Source organism: Polaromonas sp., from assembly GCF_039930745.1.
In the GTDB taxonomy this organism is placed as follows: Bacteria; Pseudomonadota; Gammaproteobacteria; order Burkholderiales; family Burkholderiaceae_C; genus Polaromonas.
On sequence record NZ_JBDTTH010000049.1, the window covers coordinates 12,894 to 32,053 of the forward strand.

Below are 19,160 nucleotides of genomic sequence, written 5' to 3' on the forward strand. Positions count from 1 at the left end.
GATTATCAGGCCTGGCCGATGGGCGCGGCATCTTGCCAGTCCAGCTGCCATGCACCCGACAGGACGTTTTGCAGCCAGAGGGTGCCGGCCAGCGTCTTGGCGTCGGTGACCCGCCCGTCGCGGCACCACTGCAGCAGCTCAGCCGGGCTGGCCGTGAACACGTCGAGAAACTCGCCCGCGTCGAGCTTGCGCTCCCCGGCCGTCAGGTCTTTGGCGAACCAGACGTCGATGAATTCGGTGGAGTAGGAAATCACAGGATGCATCACGCCGGCTTTGGCCCACAAGGCGGCGCTGTAGCCGGTTTCTTCCAGCAGTTCACGCTGCGCACAGGCCAGTGAAGCCTCACCGGCATCGAGCTTGCCGGCCGGGAACTCCAGCATGACGGACTGCACCGGATAACGGTATTGCCGCTCGAGCACGAGCCGGCCGTCCCCTAGCTGGGCAATGATCATCACCGCGCCCGGATGCCGCACATATTCGCGCAATGCCTCGCGCCCGTCAGGCAGACGCACGGTGTCCTGAAATGCGTGCAGGAAATGGCCGCGCAGCAGCTCCCGGCTGCTGAGCTTGTGTTCATGCAGATGAGCGTCAACGGGCTCGTCAGGGTTTGGAGGACGGTCAGGCATATCGAAAGGTCCGGCCACCGCAGCCTTCAGCGGTGTTTGAACAGGTAGCGAAAGACAAAGCCCGGAAAAGCGAAGGTGATGAACAGCGTACCCGTGATGGCATAAAACTCCCAGCCCTGCGGCGCAATCTGGCCGAAGCGCTGTTCAAGCAAAAGGGCCAGGCCGCCGACCAGGAAATACCAGAACACCAGCTCCGCCAGACGCACTGCGAGATTCTTGGGCGCGGCCAGCCGGTAAACCAGCAGCAGCCGGTTACTGATGAAAGGCAGGTTCGCCGCCAGCAGGGCCAACGCTACCACCAGCCACACCGAAGCTGTCTGGTTCATGTACCCAGTGACTTCACCAGGCTGGCAATCGCCTGCTGGCACAGCGTCATGAGCCCACCCGGCATGATGCCCAGCAGCAGCACCAGCGCGCCATTGACGGAAAGCACCACGCGGGCATCGGCCGGAGCGGTAATGGCCGTGGGCATGCCGACATTGGGCGCGTCGAAATACATCACCTTGACAACACGCAGGTAGTAGAAAGCGCCGACCAGCGACATCGCCACCGCGAAAACCGCCAGCACGATGTAGCTCGTCTGCTGCGATGCCACCAGGGCTTGCAACACACCGAGCTTGGCGTAAAAGCCAACGACAGGCGGCACACCGGCGAGCGAAAACATGCAGATGGCCATGATGCCGGCAAACAGCGGACTGCGCTGGTTCAGGCCAGCCAGGTCGGTGATTTCTTCGGACTCATGGCCGGCACGCGCCAGTAGCAGGATGATGCCGAACACCGCGAGCGTCGTCAGCACATAGGTGATGGCATAAAACATGGCCGCGCCATAGGCGTACTCGGCGTTGAACTGCTTGCCCGGTACCACAGCAGCCAGCAGCGCCAGCAACAGGAAACCCATTTGCGAGATGGTTGAAAAGGCGAGCATGCGTTTGAGGTTGGACTGCGCCACCGCGGCCAGGTTACCGACCAGCAGCGAACCGATAGCCATGAGCGCCAGCATTTGCTGCCAGTCAATGGCCAGGGGCAGCATGCCCTGCACCAGCAGGCGGATACAGATGGCAAAGGCAGCCAGCTGCGGCGCGGCGCCGATCAGCAGCGTGATGGCCGTGGGCGCGCCCTGGTAAACGTCGGGCAGCCACATGTGGAAGGGCACTGCACCGAGCTTGAAAGCCAGGCCGGCGACGATGAATACCAGGCCGAACACCAGCACCTGGTGGTTCACCTGGCGGCTCGCAATCGCCTTGTACACCTCGTTGACGTCCAACGAACCGGTGGCGCCGTACATCATGGACAGGCCATAGAGCAGCAAGCCCGAAGCCAGGGCACCGAGCACAAAATACTTCATGGCCGCTTCGGTGGCCGTGGCGTTGTCACGGCGCAGCGCCACCAGGGCGTAGCTGCACAGTGTCATCAGTTCGAGGCCCATGTAGAGCACGAGGAAGTTATTGCCGGAAATCATCACAAAGATACCGAGCAACGCGAACATGCCAAGCGTGAACAGTTCGCCGCCACGGAGCATGTCGCGGTCTGCCGCGTAGCCGCGGCCATACACCAGGGTGACCATCATCGCGATGGTGGCGAAACACTTGAGCCAGTTGCCCATGGGGTCGCTCACGACCATGTTGCCAAAACCGTAGAAGGTATTGCCCTTCAGGGCGTACACGGCTTCCAGCGCGGCGACAGCGGCCAAGGTCAGCAGGGTCAGCACGTAGGTCATGGTGCGCTGGGGGCTTCTGACACCAAGGTCGACCAGGGCGATCACACAGGCCATGACCAGGAGCAAGATCTCCGGATAAACCGAGAGCCAACTGAGTTTGTCAATCATCTGGATTCTTTTGAATGGTTGCTTATTGCAGTTTGGAGATCGCCACGTGCTTGAGCAGGTCGATGACCGAGCTGTCCATCACGTCGGTGAAAGGCTTCGGATAGATACCCATGAACAGCACCGCAATGGCCAGCAGGGCCAGCATCAGGAACTCGCGGCTGTTGATGTCGCTCAAGCCCTTGACATCGTCATTGGCGACCGGGCCGAGGTAAACGCGCTTGAACATCCACAGCGTATAGGCTGCGCCGAAAATCAGCGCCGAAGCAGCGGCCGCGCCTATCCAGAAGTTGAACTTGACCGCGCCCAGGATGACCATCCACTCGCCGACAAACCCGGCGGTGGCAGGCAAGCCGCAGTTGGCCATGGCAAACAGCAACGCGAATGCGGTGAATTTGGGCATGGTGTTGACCACGCCGCCATAGCTCGCAATCTCGCGCGAATGCACGCGGTCGTACAACACCCCGATACACAGGAACATGGCACCCGACACAAAACCGTGCGCAATCATCTGCACAATGCCGCCCGACACGCCGATGTCATTGAAGATGAAAAAGCCCAGCGTGACAAAACCCATGTGAGCCACGGACGAATACGCCACCAGTTTTTTCATGTCCTGCTGAACCATGGCCACCAGACCGACATAGACCACGGCAATCAGGGACAGAGCAATCATGAGCCAGGCCCACTCGTGGGCGGCGTCCGGCGCAATCGGCATCGAAAACCGCAGAAAGCCGTAGGCACCGAGCTTGAGCATGATGGCCGCCAGCACAGCCGAACCGCCTGTGGGCGCCTCGACGTGCACGTCGGGCAGCCAGGTATGAACCGGCCACATCGGCACCTTGACCGCGAAGGCTGCGAAGAAGGCAAAGAAAAGGAAAGTCTGCGCAGTCGCGCCCAGGGGCAGTTTGTACCAGGCGGCCAGATCAAAACTGCCGTTGGACTTGACATACAGGAAGACCAGCGCGATCAACATCAGCAGCGAGCCGAGCAGCGTGTACAGAAAGAACTTGAAAGCGGCATAGATTTTCCGGGGACCGCCCCAGACGCCGATGATCAGGTACATCGGGATCAACGTGGCCTCGAAGAACACATAAAACAGCATGCCGTCGAGTGCGGCGAACACGCCAATCATCAGCCCGCTGAGAATCAGAAAAGCAGCCATGTACTGGTTGACGCGGCTGGTGATGGATTCCCAGCTGGCGATAATGACCACTACATTGATGAAAGCCGTGAGCAGCACAAACCACAGTGAAATACCGTCCACACCGAGGTGGTAATTCACATTGAAGCGCGCAATCCAGGGTGCGTTCTCGACGAACTGCATGGCCGAGGTACCGACCTCAAAGCCACCGTACAGGGGAAGGGTCACAAGGAAACTAATGACGGCACCGATCAGTGCAATCCAGCGCACGCTGCGTGCCTGGTCGTCACGTCCAAGTGCCAGCAGCACGACGCCGAAAAAGACCGGCGTCCAGATGGCGAGGCTCAACAATCCCATTTTTGTTATTCCTGTTGGCTCATTTGCTGAGCAGTTCTTTGAGCATCGGCCAGGTCGAAAAGTAGCTGATCAGGATGAAGATACCCATGATCATGGCCAGCGCGTAGTGGAAGATGTAGCCGGTCTGCACCTTGCGCACCACACCCGATACCCAGCCAACCAGCTTCCATGAGCCATTGACCAATGCTCCGTCGATGAGCTTTTCGTCGCCGCCCTTCCACAGGCCAATGCCAAGCCCGCGTGCGCCGCGCGCCAGAACGTTTTCATTGAACCAGTCCATGTAGTACTTGTTTTCGAGCAGCGTGTAGAGCGGCTCGACTCGCCGCTTGATGGCCGCCGGCAAGGCCGGGTTGACCATGTACATGTAATACGCGGAAACGACGCCGGCGAGCGCCAGCCAGAACGGCGCCGTCGTGAGGCCGTGCAAGGCCATCTGCGCAGGTCCGTGGAACAGTTCTGCCAGCTCGGCCATGGCCGGATGTTTGTCAGCGTTGACAATGATCGCATCTTTCAGGAAGTCGCCGAACAGCATGGCGTCAATGCTCATGAAGCCAATCACCACCGAGGGAATGGCCAGCAGGACCAGCGGCGCCGTCACCACCCAGGGCGACTCATGCGGCGCGTGCGATTCATGATGACCGTCATGGCCATGGTGGTCGTCGTGGTGCGCATCGGGGTTCTGGTCAAAACGTTCCTTGCCGTGAAAGACCAGGAAGTACATCCGGAAGGAATAAAAGGCGGTCACGAACACACCAGCCAGCACCGCAAAGTGAGCAAAACCGGCGCCCGGCAAGTGGCTCGCATGCACCGCCTCAATGATGCTGTCCTTCGAATAGAAGCCGGCAAACAGCGGCGTACCGATCAGGGCCAGGGAACCGAGCAGCGCGGTGATCCAGGTGATGGGCATGTATTTGCGCAAGCCCCCCATCCAGCGGAAGTCCTGGTTGTGATGCACACCCATGATGACGGAGCCTGCCGCCAGGAACAGCAGCGCCTTGAAGAAAGCGTGCGTCATCAGGTGGAACACCGCCACCGAATAAGCAGAAGCTCCCAGCGCAACCGTCATGTAGCCGAGCTGCGACAACGTGGAATACGCCACGACGCGCTTGATGTCGTTCTGGATGATCCCCAGGAAACCCATGAACAAAGCGGTGATGGCACCAATCACCATGATGAAACTCAGTGCTGTGTCGCTCAGCTCGAACAATGGTGACATGCGCGCGACCATGAAGATGCCGGCCGTAACCATGGTGGCGGCATGGATCAGCGCAGAAATCGGCGTCGGGCCTTCCATGGAATCAGGCAGCCAGACGTGCAAGGGGAACTGGGCCGACTTGCCCATGGCGCCGATGAACAGGCAGATGCAGATCACGGTGATCAGCATCCAGTCGGTGCCGGGAAAACCGAGCTGGGCAATCTCGCCCGACTTGGCGAAAACCTCGGTGTAGTTGAGCGAGCCGGCATAGGCGGCGAGCAGACCGATACCGAGGATGAAACCGAAGTCACCGACGCGGTTGACCAGGAAGGCCTTCATGTTGGCGAAGATGGCGGTCGGCTTGTTGAACCAGAAACCGATCAGCAGGTAGGACACCAGCCCCACAGCTTCCCAGCCGAAGAACAGCTGCAGCATGTTGTTGCTCATCACCAGCATCAGCATGGAGAAAGTGAACAGCGAAATGTAGGCAAAGAAGCGGTTGTAGCCCTCGTCTTCTTCCATGTAGCCGATGGTGTAGATGTGCACCATCAGCGAGACAAAGGTCACGACGCACATCATCATGGCCGTCAGGCCGTCGACGAGGAAGCCGATTTCCATCTTCAGGCCACCGACGACCATCCATGTGTAAAGCGTTTCATTGAAGCGTGCGCCGTCGAGCGCCACGCTTTTGAGCGTCATGGCCGAAATGATGAAGGCCGCCAGCACGCCGAGAATGGTCAGCGTGTGCGACAGACGGCGGCCAATCCAGTTGCCGCCAAACGCGGTACCAAAAATACCGGCCAGCAGCGAGCCCGCCAAGGGCGCCAGGGGAACGGCCAGCAGTGTGGCGGCGGAAAGGGATTGGCTCATGGGTTAACCGCCCGCAGGGCCATCCCAAGGACGGTTTGCTCCCTCTCGGGGGGGAGCGTGTACACGAAGTGAGAAGCGTGGGGGCTCATTTCTTATCCCTTGAGCGTGTTGAGTTCGTCGACGTTGATGCTGGACTTGTTGCGGAACAGCAGCACCAGAATAGCCAGGCCAATGGCTGATTCGGCCGCCGCGACAGTCAGGATAAAAAACACGAATACCTGACCATGCATGTCGCCCAGGTAATACGAAAAAGCAATGAAGTTCGTATTGACGGCCAGCAGCATCAACTCGATGGCCATCAACAACACGATCAAGTTCTTGCGATTCAGGAAGATGCCGATCACGGACAAGGCAAACAGGATGGCCCCCAGCGAAAGAAAGTGTCCCAGCGTCAATGTCATGCTTTCTTCTCCTCGGTAGGGGTCTGCACAGCTGCCACCTCGGGTGCGGCCTGCGTGGCCGCCACTTTCACAAGCGTGACGCGGTCCCGTGCCTTCACACGAATCTGGAGAGCAGGGTTGATGTGCTTGCTGTCCTTGCGCTGGCGCAAGGTCAGGGCAATGGCGGCAATCATCGCCACCAGCAAAATAGTCGCGGCAATTTGAAGCGGGTACAGATACTCGGTGTAGAGCAGTTTGCCCAGCGCTTTGGTGTTGGAAAACTGAACCGCCTGGCCGGCTGTACCGGCCAGCGCTGCGCTTTTCGGTTCCTCGGTCAGCCGGAAGCCACCCATCAAGACAGCGGCCATTTCCAGCGCGATCAGCACACCCACCATGGCGGCCATCGGAAAATGCTTCCAGAACCCCTTGCGCACGGCATCCATGTTGATGTCGAGCATCATGACCACAAAGAGGAACAGCACCATCACCGCTCCCAGATACACAAGCACCAGGGTGATGGCGAGAAATTCGGCCTTGAGAAGCAGCCACACTGCTGCAGCCTGCGAGAAGGCGAGCATCAGGTACAGCACGGCGTGCACGGGGTTGCGCGCCGTGATCACCCGGAACGCCGCAAACAGCAGTAACAGGGCGAAGAGATAAAAGAGACCGGTTTTAACGTCCATGTTCTGCGAATCTTTCTAGAGCCAACGACTTTGCGGCGGTTTCAGCGGTACTTGGCATCCGCAGCGCGGTTGGCAGCGATTTCTTTTTCGTAACGGTCACCGACCGCCAGCAGCATGTCCTTGGTGAAATAGAGGTCACCACGTTTTTCGCCGTGGTACTCGAGAATGTGTGTTTCGACGATGGAGTCCACCGGGCAGCTTTCCTCGCAGAAGCCGCAGAAAATGCATTTGGTCAGGTCGATGTCGTAACGCGAAGTGCGGCGGCTGCCGTCTTCGCGAACATCCGATTCGATCGTGATCGCCAGCGCGGGGCACACGGCCTCGCAGAGCTTGCAGGCAATGCAGCGTTCCTCGCCGTTCTCATAGCGGCGCAAGGCGTGTAGGCCGCGAAAGCGTGGTGAAAGAGGTGTTTTTTCCTCAGGGAACTGCACAGTGATCTTGCGCCGGAAGGCATAGCGACCGGTCAGGGCCATGCCCTTGAGCAGTTCCACGAGCATGAAGCTCCTGAAAAAATCCCTGAACGAAAACGTTGAAGCGGTTGCGCTGGCCATGATGATTTTCCGCTTAGTTCCAGATATTCCAGGGCGTCTGCATCCACACACCCACGACGACCAGCCACACCAGGGTGACCGGAATAAAAATCTTCCAACCCAGCCGCATGATCTGGTCATACCGGAAGCGCGGGAAAGTGGCGCGGATCCAAATGAACATGGACACGACCAGGAAAGTCTTCAGGCCCAGCCAGATCCAGCCGGGAACCCAGTTGAACAATGCGCTGTCCACCGGCGACAGCCAGCCACCGAGGAACATCAACGCCGCCAGAATCGCCACCAGCCACATACTGGCGTATTCGGCCAGGAAGAAGATGGCAAAGCCCATGCCCGAGTATTCGACCATGTGACCGGCCACGATTTCGGCCTCGCCTTCCACCACGTCAAACGGGTGGCGATTGGTTTCGGCCACGCCGGAGATCATGAAGACCATGAAGATGGGCAGCAGCGGCAGCCAGTTCCAGGACAGGAAGATCAAGCCCTTGCCGGCCGCCATGCCCCTGGCCTGCCCCATGACGATGTCCGTCAGGTTCATGCTGCCCGATATCATCAGCACCACCACCAGGCAAAAACCCATGGCAATCTCGTAACTGACCATCTGGGCCGAAGCGCGCAACGCCCCCAGAAACGCGTATTTGGAGTTGGAGGCCCAACCGGCAATGATCACGCCATACACCTCGATCGAGGTGATTGCCATGATGAGCAGCAGCCCGGCGTTCACATTGGCAAGCGCCACGTCGGGGCCAAACGGAATCACGACCCACGCCGCAAGCGCGGGCATGATGGCCATGATGGGACCGAGTGCGAACAAGCCCTTGCTGGCCGCCGTCGGGCTGATGATTTCCTTGGTCAGCAGCTTCACGGCATCGGCGATAGGCTGCAACAGGCCAAACGGGCCCACGCGATTCGGACCAAGCCGAACCTGCATGAAACCCAGCAGCTTGCGCTCCCACAAGGTCAGGTAAGCCACCGCACCCATCAGGGGCAGCAAGACACAGACGATCTTGATCAGGATCCACACAACCGGCCAGACCGTGCCCGGCCAGATGCCGCCCATCAAACCCTGGCCGAAGCCGAAAATGCTGTCGATCATGCTGCGGCTCCCTCACCTGCCAGCGCCTGCCGCGCATCAGCGCTCAGTTGCAGCGATGTCGCACGCCGAACCAGACCGTCGAGCTGGTAAATGCTGGCGACCACCGGGGTCGGGCCTGCGGCAGACAGGTCAATGCCGGCCTGGGTGCTGTTGCCCAGATGCTCTGCGGGCACCTGCGCAGTTGCAGCGGCGGGCACGTGCTTCAGCACATCCTGTGCGGATTCAAAATCAAAGCCTGGCAACTCGAGCAGGTTTGCCAGCACGCGCAAGACCTTCCAGGCCGGACGTGTTTCGCCGAGCGGCTTGGCCACGGCGTGAAATCCCTGCACCCGCCCTTCGGCGTTGACAAAGGTGCCTGGGGTTTCCGAGAACGGTGCAATCGGCAACAGTACGTCGCTGAAATCCATGTTGGCTTTGAACGGGCTCAGGGTCACCACCATCTGCGCTGCGCTGAGGGCCGTTTTGGCGGAAGCACCGGCTGCGGAGTCGAACTCGGGTTCGTTGTTGAGCAGCAGCACGGCCTTCAGCCCGCCCGAGAGCATCTGCCCGGCGTTCAGGCCTTGGCCCGATGGCATGGCACCTGCGAGCTGTGCGCCCACGGTGTTAGCCGCTTCTGTCAGGTAACCCACACTGGCCCCGGTTTGGGCGCCGATCCAGTTGGCCAAGGCCAGCAGGCTCTCCGCATGCGCATGGTGGGCAGCAGCGTTGCCCAGCAGGATGGCCTTGCGCTCGCCACCCTGCAGAGATTTGGCGATGGCCTTGGCGGCATCCGTGACCTGCCCGGCCACCGGCGCCGGCACGCCCTTGTCTGCGGCAATCGCAGCGGCCACGTCGGCCAGCGCCTGCGCCCAGGAACCCGGCTCGGCCAGCACACGATGGGCCACAGGCATGGCCCAGGCGTCGGCAGAAGCCAACTCTGCTACGGAATTAATAGCGATCAACGCACAGCCCTTGCGGACGGACTGGCGAATTCGTTGTGCAAACAGCGGATGGTCCTTGCGCAGGTTGGAACCGATGACCAAGGCGCGCTGCAGTTGCGACAGCGATGCAACCGAGCTACCCAGCCAGCGCACTGTCGGCGTGGATGCAAACTCTGCATGGCGCAGGCGGTAGTCGATGTTGTCGCTGCCGAGGCCGCGCATCAGCGATGCAGCGAGGTACAGCTCTTCCAGCGTGCTGTGCGGGCTGGCAAGCAGGCCCATGCTTTGGGCGCCATGGTCGGCCTTGATCTGCTTCAGGCCGTTGGCCACATATTCGAGCGCCGTCTGCCAGTCCACGGCTTTCCACTGGCCGCCCTGCTTGAGCATGGGGCTCAAAAGGCGTTCGTCGCTGTTCAGCGCTTCGTATGAAAACCGGTCGCGGTCGGCAATCCAGCATTCGTTGACATCTTCGTTTTCGAGCGGCACCACGCGCATGACCTGGTTGGACTTGACTTGGACAATCAGGTTGGCACCGGTGGAGTCATGCGGGCTGACCGACTTGCGGCGCGAGAGCTCCCAGGTGCGGGCGCTGTAGCGGAAAGGCTTGCTGGTCAGTGCGCCAACGGGGCAGAGATCGATCATGTTGCCCGACAGTTCAGAGTCCACCGACATGCCGACAAAAGTCTCGATCTCGGCATGCTCGCCACGGTTGGACATGCCCAGTTCCATGACACCGGCCACTTCCTGGCCGAAACGCACGCAGCGCGTGCAGTGAATGCAGCGGCTCATTTCCTCCATGGAAATCAATGGACCCACGTCCTTGTGGAAAACCACGCGCTTTTCTTCTTCGTAGCGCGAGCCGCTGCCACCGTAGCCGACCGCCAAGTCCTGCAGTTGACACTCGCCACCCTGGTCGCAGATCGGGCAGTCCAGCGGATGGTTGATCAGCAGAAATTCCATCACACCCTTCTGGGCCTTGATGGCTTTGTCACTCTTGGTGTGCACGATCATGCCCTGCGTCACAGGCGTCGCGCAGGCCGGCATCGGCTTGGGCGCTTTTTCCACGTCCACCAGACACATGCGGCAGTTGGCCGCAATGCTGAGCTTCTTGTGATAGCAGAAATGCGGAATGTAGGTGCCGGCTTTTTCGGCGGCATGCATCACCGTGCTGCCTTCGGGCACTTCCACTTTCTGACCGTCGAGTTGGATTTCAACCATGTGAATCTGCTTTATTGGAGCGCTGTTAGGCGTAAACCGGGACCAGACAGGTCTTGTGGGTGATGTGGTGCTCGAATTCGGCGCGGAAGTGCTTGATCATGGCGCGCACCGGCATGGCCGCTGCGTCGCCAAGCGCGCAGATGGTGCGGCCCTGGATGTTGTCGGAGATCGAGTTGAGGAGATCCAGGTCGCTCTCGCGGCCATGGCCGTGCTCAATGCGGTCCACCATGCGCCAGAGCCAACCCGTGCCCTCGCGGCAGGGTGTGCACTGGCCACAGCTCTCGTGCATGTAGAAGTAGGACAGGCGCAACAGGCTTTTGACCATGCAACGCGTCTCGTCCATCACGATCACCGCGCCGGAGCCGAGCATGGAGCCGGCCTTGGCGATGGAGTCGTAGTCCATGTCCGTGGCCATCATGATGTCGGCCGGCAACACCGGCATGGACGAGCCGCCGGGAATCACCGCCTTGAGCTTGCGCCCGCCGCGCATGCCGCCCGCTAGTTCCAGCAGCTTGGCAAACGGCGTGCCCATCGGGATTTCGTAGTTGCCCGGACACTCGACGTCACCGCTGATGGTGAAAATCTTGGTACCGCCGTTGTTGGGCTTGCCGCAATCCAGGTAGGCCTGGCCGCCGTTGCGGATGATCCAGGGCACGGCTGCAAAGGTTTCCGTGTTGTTGATGGTGGTCGGCTTGCCGTACAGGCCAAAACTCGCGGGAAACGGCGGCTTGAAACGCGGCTGGCCTTTTTTGCCTTCCAGGGATTCGAGCAAGGCGGTTTCCTCGCCGCAGATGTAGGCGCCGAAACCGTGGGCCGCGTGCAGCTGGAAGCTGTAATTGCTGCCGAGGATATTGTTGCCCAGCAGGCCGGCGGCGCGCGCTTCTTCCAGCGCCTCTTCAAACCGCTTGTAGGTGGTGAAGATTTCCCCATGGATGTAGTTGTAGCCGACGCTGATGCCCATCGCGTACGCGGCAATCGCCATGCCCTCGATGACGATGTGCGGGTTGTACTGCATGATGTCGCGGTCTTTGGCGGTGCCCGGCTCGCCTTCGTCCGAGTTGCAGACCAGGTATTTCTGGCCCGGAAACTGGCGCGGCATGAAGCTCCACTTCAGGCCGGTCGGGAAACCCGCGCCGCCGCGTCCGCGCAGGCTGCCTGCCTTGACCTCGGCGATCACCTGATCGGGCGTCAAACCTTCGCCGCCGTCCTTGCCGAGGATTTTGCGCAGGGCCTGGTAGCCGCCGCGCGCCTCGTAGTCTTTCAGGCGCCAGTTGGCGCCGTCCAGATCCGCCATGATTTGCGGATTGATGTGACGGCCGTGGAAGGAGGTCTGGACGCCGGTGGCTTCAAACTGGGAGAGGATGCTGGAAGCAGACATGTTATTTGGCCTCGCTCGATTTCAGGCCATCGATCAGCTGGTCGAGTTTGTCGTTGCTCATGAAGCTGCACATGTGCAGGTCATTGACCAGCATGACCGGCGAGTCGGCGCAGGCGCCCAGGCATTCGGACTGCTGCAGGGTGAACAGACCGTCGTCGGTGGTGCCGCCCATGGCCACGCCAAGTTTTTGCTCGAGGTAAGCCAGCGCCTTGGTGCCGTCGCGCAACTGGCACGGCAGGTTGGTACAGACGTTGATCTTGTACTTGCCCACCGGCTTCTGGTTGTACATGTTGTAGAAGGTCGTGACCTCATGCACGGCAATCGGCGCCATGCCCAGGTACTCGGCCACCAGCTTCTCGCTCTCGGCGCTGACGTAGCCCTGCTCTTCCTGGATGATCGCCAGACAGGCCATGACAGCCGACTGCTTCTGGTCCGCGGGATATTTCGCAACTTCTTTCGTGAAGCGCGCTTGGGTAACTTCAGAGATCATCGATCAATCTCTCCAAAAACAATGTCCATGGTTCCGATGATCGCCACGGCATCAGCCAGCATGTGGCCACGCGCCATTTCGTCAAGCGCGGCAAGGTGCGCAAAACCCGGCGGCCGGATCTTCAGGCGGTAAGGCTTGTTGGCCCCGTCGCTCACGATATAAATGCCGAACTCGCCCTTCGGGTGTTCGACCGCGGCATAGGACTCACCCTCGGGTACGTGGAAGCCCTCCGTGAAGAGCTTGAAATGGTGGATCAGCTCTTCCATGTTGGACTTCATGGACTCGCGCCCGGGAGCAGCCACCTTGTGGTTGCTGGTGATCACAGGGCCCGGGTTGTCGCGCAGCCAGGCCACGCACTGCTCGATGATGCGGTTGGACTGGCGCATCTCTTCGACCCGTACCAGGTAGCGGTCGTAGCAGTCGCCGGTCTTGCCCACGGGGATGTCGAAATCCATGCGGTCGTACACCTCGTAAGGCTGCTGCTTGCGCAGATCCCACGCCATGCCGGAGCCACGCAACATGGGGCCGGTCATGCCCATGCTGAGCGCGCGTTCCGGTGTAACCACACCGACGCCCACCGTACGCTGCTTCCAGATGCGGTTATCGGTCAGCAAGGTTTCATACTCGTCCACATAAGCCGGGAAGCGGCGCGTGAAGTCGCCGATGAAATCGAGCAGCGACCCCTGGCGGTTCTCGTTCATCGCCTCTATGGCCTTGGCATTCCTGATTTTGCTGACCTTGTACTGCGGCATGCTGTCCGGCAGGTCACGGTAAACGCCACCGGGACGGAAATAGGCCGCATGCATGCGCGCGCCGGACACCGCCTCGTAAATGTCAAACAGATCTTCACGCTCGCGGAAGGTGTAGATCAGAATGGTCGAGCTGCCGCAGTCATTGCCGTGCGAACCCAGCCACATCAGATGATTCAGCAGGCGCGTGATTTCCGAGAACATGACGCGGATGTACTGCGCGCGGAGGGGCACATCAACACCCAGAAGCTTTTCGATGGCCAGGCAGTAGGCATGCTCGTTGCACATCATGGACACATAGTCGAGCCGGTCCATGTAAGGCAGCGACTGGATGTATGTCTTGCTCTCGGCAAGTTTTTCGGTGGCGCGATGCAGCAGGCCGATGTGCGGGTCGGCACGCTGCACCACTTCGCCGTCCAGTTCCAGGACAAGGCGCAAGACGCCATGGGCAGCGGGATGTTGCGGCCCGAAGTTGAGCGTGTAGTTTTTGATTTCAGCCATATCGGTTCTGCGTTTGACTTGTCATGCCGGACTCCATCCGGCATCCATGCGGGCGGGCAACGCCCCCCATGGATTGCGGGCCAGACCCGCAAGGCCAAATTGCTACTGCACCCCTCCGTAGTTGTCTTCACGGATCACGCGCGGCGTGATTTCGCGGGGTTCAATCGTCACCGGCTGGTAGATCACGCGCTTCTGCTCGGGGTCGTAGCGCATCTCGACATGGCCAGTGGTCGGAAAATCCTTGCGGAAAGGATGGCCGATGAAGCCGTAGTCGGTCAGGATGCGGCGCAGGTCATTGTGGCCCTCGAAGACGATGCCGAACAGGTCAAAAGCCTCGCGTTCAAACCAGTTGGCGGAATTCCACACATCGCTCACGGATGCGACCACAGGGAAATCATCGTCGGCGCAAAAGACTTTCAGGCGGACACGCTGGTTCAGGCTGACAGAGAGCAAATGCGACACCACGCAAAAGCGCCGGCCATCGTAACGGCCATCGGCGTATTCGGAATAATCGACGCCGCAAAGATCCATCAGCTGCTCGAACTGGCAACCTCTGGTATCGCGCAGGATCAGGGCAACGGCCTTGTAGTCTGGCGCATCGACAACAACCGTCACCTCGCCGAGCGCCACGGTGGTGCGTTTGGCTTTCTCGCCCAGGGCAGCGGCAATGATGCCGGCGAGCTGTTCAGCAGAAGCAGGATGCAAGGGACCCATCAGACCCTCGCAATGGTGTTGGTGCGGCGGATTTTCTGCTGCAGCTGGATGATGCCGTAGATCAGGGCCTCGGCCGTGGGCGGGCAACCCGGCACATACACATCGACCGGCACGATGCGGTCACACCCGCGGACCACCGAGTAGCTGTAATGGTAATAGCCACCGCCATTGGCGCAGGAGCCCATGGAAATCACCCAGCGCGGCTCGGCCATCTGGTCATACACCTTGCGCAGGGCCGGACCCATCTTGTTGCACAGCGTGCCGGCCACAATCATGAGGTCACTCTGGCGCGGGCTGGCACGGAACACCTCGGCACCGAATCGCCCGATGTCGTAGCGCGCAGCGGCCGAATGCATCATCTCGACAGCGCAGCAAGCCAAGCCAAAGGTCATGGGCCAGAGCGATCCGGTTTTGGCCCAGTTCACCACCGAGTCGTAACTCGTGGTCATGAAGCCTTCGTTAAAAACACCTTCTAGTGACATACCCGTACCTTTGTGGCGGCCGCTGGTGCTGCCGCTGAATCTTGGTGAGCTACTCCCAGTCCAGGGCGCCTTTTTTCCATTCGTAGGCAAAGCCCACGACCAGAATGCCGAGGAAAACCATCATGGACCAGAAACCCACCGGACCGATTTCCTTGAGCGCGACGGCCCACGGAAACAGGAAGGCAATTTCAAGGTCAAAAAGAATAAACAGGATGGCGACCAGGTAGTAGCGCACATCGAACTTCATGCGGGCATCTTCAAACGCCTCGAAGCCGCACTCATAAGGGGAATTTTTTTCGCTGTCCGGCTTGTTCGGACCGAGCAAACGCCCCAGCAGCTGGGGGACCACGCCGACAGCCACGCCGACCAGGATAAACAACAGGACGGGGAGGTATTGGTCGAGGTTCATCGTCGATTCAACTTCTGCAAGCCGCTTGTGCTGTGTGCCAGTTTGCTGTTCCGGACTCTGAGCCCTGCCTGTGCGGCGTTGGCCAGTGCCTGTAAGTGGTGCGGACGGCGAGACTCGAACTCGCACAGCTTTCGCCACTACCCCCTCAAGATAGCGTGTCTACCAATTTCACCACGTCCGCGGTTTTTAACTGTCCGGATGGCATGAGGAACCTTGCGGTTTTGGCTTTCCGGGCAGTCTTAGAGTTTACCCCGAATTTGCGCCGCTCCCTGAGCGGGGCGGCGCCTTTATCGCGCTATTTCGTGGGGATTTGACCTGCGCCGGATGCTGCCGGTGCAGGCGGTACAGCCGTGGCACCGGTCGCCGGCGCCGGGCTGTTCGTGCCTGGAATCTGGCCGGCTCCGGGAACAACCGGCGCAGGAGCCGTGATGGCCGCGCCTTCAAGCACGCTTGTGCCCGTTTGCGGGCGCGCATTGCCGAAGTAGGCCAGCAGCAAGGTGCACGCAAAAAACACAGCAGCCAATACGGCCGTGGTACGCGACAGGAAGTTGGCACTGCCACTGGCACCGAACAGGCTGCCGGACCCACCGCTGCCGAAAGCAGCGCCCATGTCGGCGCCTTTGCCATGTTGTACAAGGATCAGGCCAATCATGGCCAATGCGGTAATCATCTGGATCGCCAGGGCAGCCGTCAACAAAATATTCATACCTACTCCTAATTTAATAGCGCATTTCCGCCTGTCAGGCGGAGGCTGCAGAAATAATCGTTAAAAAATCGGGGGCCTTCAGCGATGCGCCGCCAATCAGGCCACCATCGATATCGGGCTGGCCCAGCAGCGAAGCGGCGTTGGCCGCATTCATGCTGCCACCATACAAAATCTTCACGCGGTCCGCATGTTCGGTCGCAGCCTTGAGCTGGGCCCTGAGCACGGCGTGCACCGCCTGCGCCTGTTCGGGCGTGGCTGTCTGCCCGGTGCCAATGGCCCAGACCGGCTCGTAAGCAAGCACGATCTCGCTGATGCAGTGCCCATTGGTGTGGATCACGGCGGCGAGCTGGCGCTTCACGACGCTTTCGGTCTGACCGGCTTCGCGTTCGGCCAGTGTTTCGCCGACACAGACGATGGGTGTGATGCCCGCGGCGAGCGCCTGCTGCGCTTTTTCAGCCACCAATGCATCGCTCTCCAAGTGGTACTGGCGGCGCTCCGAATGCCCGACGATGGCGTAAGCCACATTCAACTCACGGAGCATGCTTGCAGAAACTTCACCCGTATAAGCCCCTACTTTGTGAGCGGAGACATCTTGAGCCCCCAGACACAACATCGGGTCGCCATTGTCGTCCCGGCTTCTGTCCTGATAGTCCTGCACTTGAACAAAGTACGGGAAAGGCACACACACTGCGATCTCGCAAGCAGGCCGGCTCGCTTCGATACCCGCCAATATTTCGTCCATCAACCGTTGATTGGCACCAAAACTGCCATTCATCTTCCAGTTGCCTGCAATGAGTTTTTTCATGCTGACTAGGCCTGCCAGGTCAAAACAATTTTGCCGATGTGCTGGTTCGATTCCATCAGCGCATGCGCCTTGGCAGCGTCGGCTGCGGCAAAGGTGCTGTGAATCACAGGCTTGATCGCACCGCTGGCGAGCAGCGGCCAGACTTTCTCTTTCAGGGCTGCGGCAATTGCGGTCTTGAATTCGATCGAACGCGGGCGCAGCGTGGAGCCGGTGATGGTGAGACGTTTGCGCAGCACCAGGCCGGCATTGAATTCGGCCTTGGTGCCACCCTGCACGGCGATGAAGACCAGGCGGCCGTCCTCGGCCAGGCAAGCTATCTCGCGCGCCACATAAGTGCCGGCGACCATGTCCAGAATCACGTTCACGCCTTTATCGGCAGTCAATTTCTTGACCTCCTCGGCGAAATCCGCTGTCTTGTAGTTGATGGCGTGGTCGGCGCCGATCTTCAGGCAGGCGGCGCATTTGTCATCGCTGCCGGCCGTTACGATGACGGTCGCACCCATGGCCTTGGCAATCTGGATCGCTGTCACACCGATGCCGCTGGAGCCGCCCTGGATCAGCAGCGTCTCGCCCTTTTGCAGTCGGGCGCGGTCAAACACGTTGCTCCAGACCGTGAAAAAAGTTTCCGGCAAGGAAGCGGCCTCGGTGTCGCTGAAACCTTCCGGCACAGGTAGACACTGCCCGACCGGCGCCACACACACTTCGGCGTAACCGCCTCCGGCAACGAGCGCGCACACACGGTCGCCCACCTTCAGGCCAGCCTGCGCCATGGCCTGCGCGTCGCCACTGACGATGGTTCCAGCCACTTCCAGCCCGGGAATGTCCGACGCCCCTGGAGGAACCGGGTAGTTGCCGGTGCGCTGCAGGACATCCGGGCGATTCACACCCGAGGCCGCCACGCGTATCAGCAACTCACCCGCGCCAGCCACCGGATCAAGCCGCTCGCCCAGACGCAGAACGTCCGGCGCGCCATAGGATGTGATTTCAACTGCTTTCATGGATTTTTTAAGTGTTTTATGGCTGCAGCCCCCGACTGGCGGGCGCAAGCAGCTACAAAATCAATAGCGAATCAGCCTTGGTCCTGGCCTTGGGCCGGACGGTCCAGCAGCGCCTTCATGGACAGCTTGACACGGCCTTTTTCGTCGGTTTCCAGAACCTTGACCTTGACGATCTGGCCTTCGCTCAGGTAGTCGGTCACACGCTCGACGCGCTCGTGGGCGATCTGGCTGATATGCAGCAGGCCATCCTTGCCGGGCAACAGGTTGATCAGTGCGCCGAAGTCCAGGATCTTGGTGACAGGGCCTTCGTAGACCTTGCCGATTTCGACTTCGGCGGTGATCTCGGCGATGCGGCGTTTGGCTTCATCGGCCTTGGCGCTGTCGTTCGACGCGATGGTGATGGTGCCGTCTTCCTCGATGTTGATCTGCGTGCCGGTTTCTTCGGTCAGCGCGCGAATGACGGCGCCGCCCTTGCCGATCACGTCACGGATCTTCTCGGGGTTGATCTTCATGACATACAGGCGCGGCGCGAAGTCGGAGACCTCAGCCTTGGCCTCGCCCATGGCTTCCTGCATCTTGCCCAGGATGTGCATGCGCGCTTCTTTGGCCTGAGCCAGCGCGACCTGCATGATTTCCTTGGTGATGCCCTGGATCTTGATGTCCATCTGCAGCGCGGTGATACCGGCGGTGGTGCCAGCTACCTTGAAGTCCATGTCGCCCAGGTGATCTTCGTCACCCAGGATGTCGGTCAGCACCGCAAAACGGTTGTCTTCCTTGATCAGACCCATGGCAATGCCGGCCACGTGGGCTTTCATAGGCACGCCGGCGTCCATCAGCGACAGGCAGCCGCCGCAGACGGATGCCATTGACGAGGAACCGTTGGACTCGGTGATTTCCGAGACCACACGCATGGTGTATGGAAATTCTTCCTTGGTCGGCAGCACCGCGATCAACGCGCGCTTGGCCAGACGACCGTGACCGATTTCGCGGCGTTTCGGGCTGCCGACACGGCCAGTTTCGCCGGTGGCGAACGGAGGCATGTTGTAGTGCAGCATGAAGCGGTCTTCGT

General features: G+C 60.2%; 20 protein-coding genes and 1 tRNA gene. All 21 read right to left on the reverse strand.

The features are described 5' to 3' along the window. Positions 1-5: 5 nt before the first annotated feature. Positions 6-626: an NUDIX hydrolase gene (locus ABI660_RS14775; RefSeq protein ID WP_348069341.1), complete on the reverse strand. Its 621-nt coding sequence runs from the start codon at positions 624-626 to the stop codon at positions 6-8. A 26-nt stretch (positions 627-652) separates the two neighbouring features. Continuing rightward, positions 653-952 (reverse strand): DUF2818 family protein, encoded by a 300-nt coding sequence (locus ABI660_RS14780; protein WP_348069343.1) that lies wholly within the window; start codon positions 950-952, stop codon positions 653-655. Beyond that, complete coding sequence (nuoN, locus tag ABI660_RS14785; protein ID WP_348069346.1) at positions 949-2,451, reverse strand: NADH-quinone oxidoreductase subunit NuoN; 1,503 nt, start codon at positions 2,449-2,451, stop codon at positions 949-951. Before nuoN ends, ABI660_RS14780 begins: the two co-directional genes overlap by 4 nt. A gap of 22 nt (positions 2,452-2,473) precedes the next feature. After that, a complete protein-coding gene (locus tag ABI660_RS14790; protein WP_348069348.1) occupies positions 2,474-3,949 on the reverse strand; it encodes an NADH-quinone oxidoreductase subunit M in 1,476 nt (491 codons plus the stop codon). A 19-nt stretch (positions 3,950-3,968) separates the two neighbouring features. Then, positions 3,969-6,014 (reverse strand): NADH-quinone oxidoreductase subunit L, encoded by a 2,046-nt coding sequence (gene nuoL / locus ABI660_RS14795; RefSeq protein WP_348069351.1) that lies wholly within the window; start codon positions 6,012-6,014, stop codon positions 3,969-3,971. A gap of 92 nt (positions 6,015-6,106) precedes the next feature. Continuing rightward, positions 6,107-6,415, reverse strand: a complete 309-nt coding sequence (gene nuoK, locus ABI660_RS14800; protein ID WP_348069353.1) for an NADH-quinone oxidoreductase subunit NuoK — start codon at positions 6,413-6,415, stop codon at positions 6,107-6,109. Next, positions 6,412-7,077, reverse strand: a complete 666-nt coding sequence (locus ABI660_RS14805; protein ID WP_348069356.1) for an NADH-quinone oxidoreductase subunit J — start codon at positions 7,075-7,077, stop codon at positions 6,412-6,414. The genes nuoK and ABI660_RS14805 overlap by 4 nt, the downstream gene beginning before the upstream one ends. Before the next feature lie 41 nt (positions 7,078-7,118). Then, entirely contained in the window at positions 7,119-7,628 is a 510-nt protein-coding gene (nuoI, locus tag ABI660_RS14810; protein WP_348069358.1) for an NADH-quinone oxidoreductase subunit NuoI, read from the reverse strand. A gap of 13 nt (positions 7,629-7,641) precedes the next feature. Then, positions 7,642-8,721: an NADH-quinone oxidoreductase subunit NuoH gene (nuoH, locus tag ABI660_RS14815; RefSeq protein ID WP_348069361.1), complete on the reverse strand. Its 1,080-nt coding sequence runs from the start codon at positions 8,719-8,721 to the stop codon at positions 7,642-7,644. Next, the gene (gene nuoG, locus ABI660_RS14820) at positions 8,718-10,859 is read right to left on the reverse strand and encodes an NADH-quinone oxidoreductase subunit NuoG (RefSeq protein WP_348069363.1); all 2,142 of its coding nucleotides are present in this window, start codon (positions 10,857-10,859) and stop codon (positions 8,718-8,720) included. Before nuoG ends, nuoH begins: the two co-directional genes overlap by 4 nt. Before the next feature lie 25 nt (positions 10,860-10,884). Further along, complete coding sequence (gene nuoF / locus ABI660_RS14825; protein WP_348069366.1) at positions 10,885-12,237, reverse strand: NADH-quinone oxidoreductase subunit NuoF; 1,353 nt, start codon at positions 12,235-12,237, stop codon at positions 10,885-10,887. Position 12,238: 1 nt separating this feature from the next. Further along, positions 12,239-12,727: an NADH-quinone oxidoreductase subunit NuoE gene (gene nuoE, locus ABI660_RS14830; protein ID WP_348069368.1), complete on the reverse strand. Its 489-nt coding sequence runs from the start codon at positions 12,725-12,727 to the stop codon at positions 12,239-12,241. Beyond that, the gene (locus ABI660_RS14835) at positions 12,724-13,977 is read right to left on the reverse strand and encodes an NADH-quinone oxidoreductase subunit D (RefSeq protein ID WP_348069370.1); all 1,254 of its coding nucleotides are present in this window, start codon (positions 13,975-13,977) and stop codon (positions 12,724-12,726) included. The genes nuoE and ABI660_RS14835 overlap by 4 nt, the downstream gene beginning before the upstream one ends. A gap of 102 nt (positions 13,978-14,079) precedes the next feature. After that, positions 14,080-14,682 carry an NADH-quinone oxidoreductase subunit C gene (locus tag ABI660_RS14840; protein WP_348069372.1) on the reverse strand — a complete coding sequence of 201 codons (603 nt, stop codon included), beginning with the start codon at positions 14,680-14,682 and terminating at the stop codon, positions 14,080-14,082. Positions 14,683-14,690: 8 nt separating this feature from the next. Further along, a complete protein-coding gene (locus ABI660_RS14845; RefSeq protein ID WP_348069374.1) occupies positions 14,691-15,173 on the reverse strand; it encodes an NADH-quinone oxidoreductase subunit B family protein in 483 nt (160 codons plus the stop codon). 49 nt (positions 15,174-15,222) lie between these two features. Continuing rightward, positions 15,223-15,582, reverse strand: a complete 360-nt coding sequence (locus ABI660_RS14850; RefSeq protein WP_348069376.1) for an NADH-quinone oxidoreductase subunit A — start codon at positions 15,580-15,582, stop codon at positions 15,223-15,225. A gap of 96 nt (positions 15,583-15,678) precedes the next feature. Next, a tRNA-Leu gene (locus tag ABI660_RS14855) sits at positions 15,679-15,763 on the reverse strand. A gap of 114 nt (positions 15,764-15,877) precedes the next feature. Beyond that, complete coding sequence (secG, locus tag ABI660_RS14860) at positions 15,878-16,288, reverse strand: preprotein translocase subunit SecG (RefSeq protein ID WP_348069378.1); 411 nt, start codon at positions 16,286-16,288, stop codon at positions 15,878-15,880. Positions 16,289-16,322: 34 nt separating this feature from the next. Beyond that, positions 16,323-17,093 (reverse strand): triose-phosphate isomerase, encoded by a 771-nt coding sequence (gene tpiA / locus ABI660_RS14865; protein WP_348069380.1) that lies wholly within the window; start codon positions 17,091-17,093, stop codon positions 16,323-16,325. A gap of 5 nt (positions 17,094-17,098) precedes the next feature. Further along, the gene (locus ABI660_RS14870) at positions 17,099-18,091 is read right to left on the reverse strand and encodes an NAD(P)H-quinone oxidoreductase (protein WP_348069382.1); all 993 of its coding nucleotides are present in this window, start codon (positions 18,089-18,091) and stop codon (positions 17,099-17,101) included. Positions 18,092-18,162: 71 nt separating this feature from the next. Then, positions 18,163-19,160, reverse strand: a 998-nt coding sequence (gene pnp / locus ABI660_RS14875; RefSeq protein WP_348069384.1) for a polyribonucleotide nucleotidyltransferase, incomplete at its 5' end; no start/stop codon positions are given.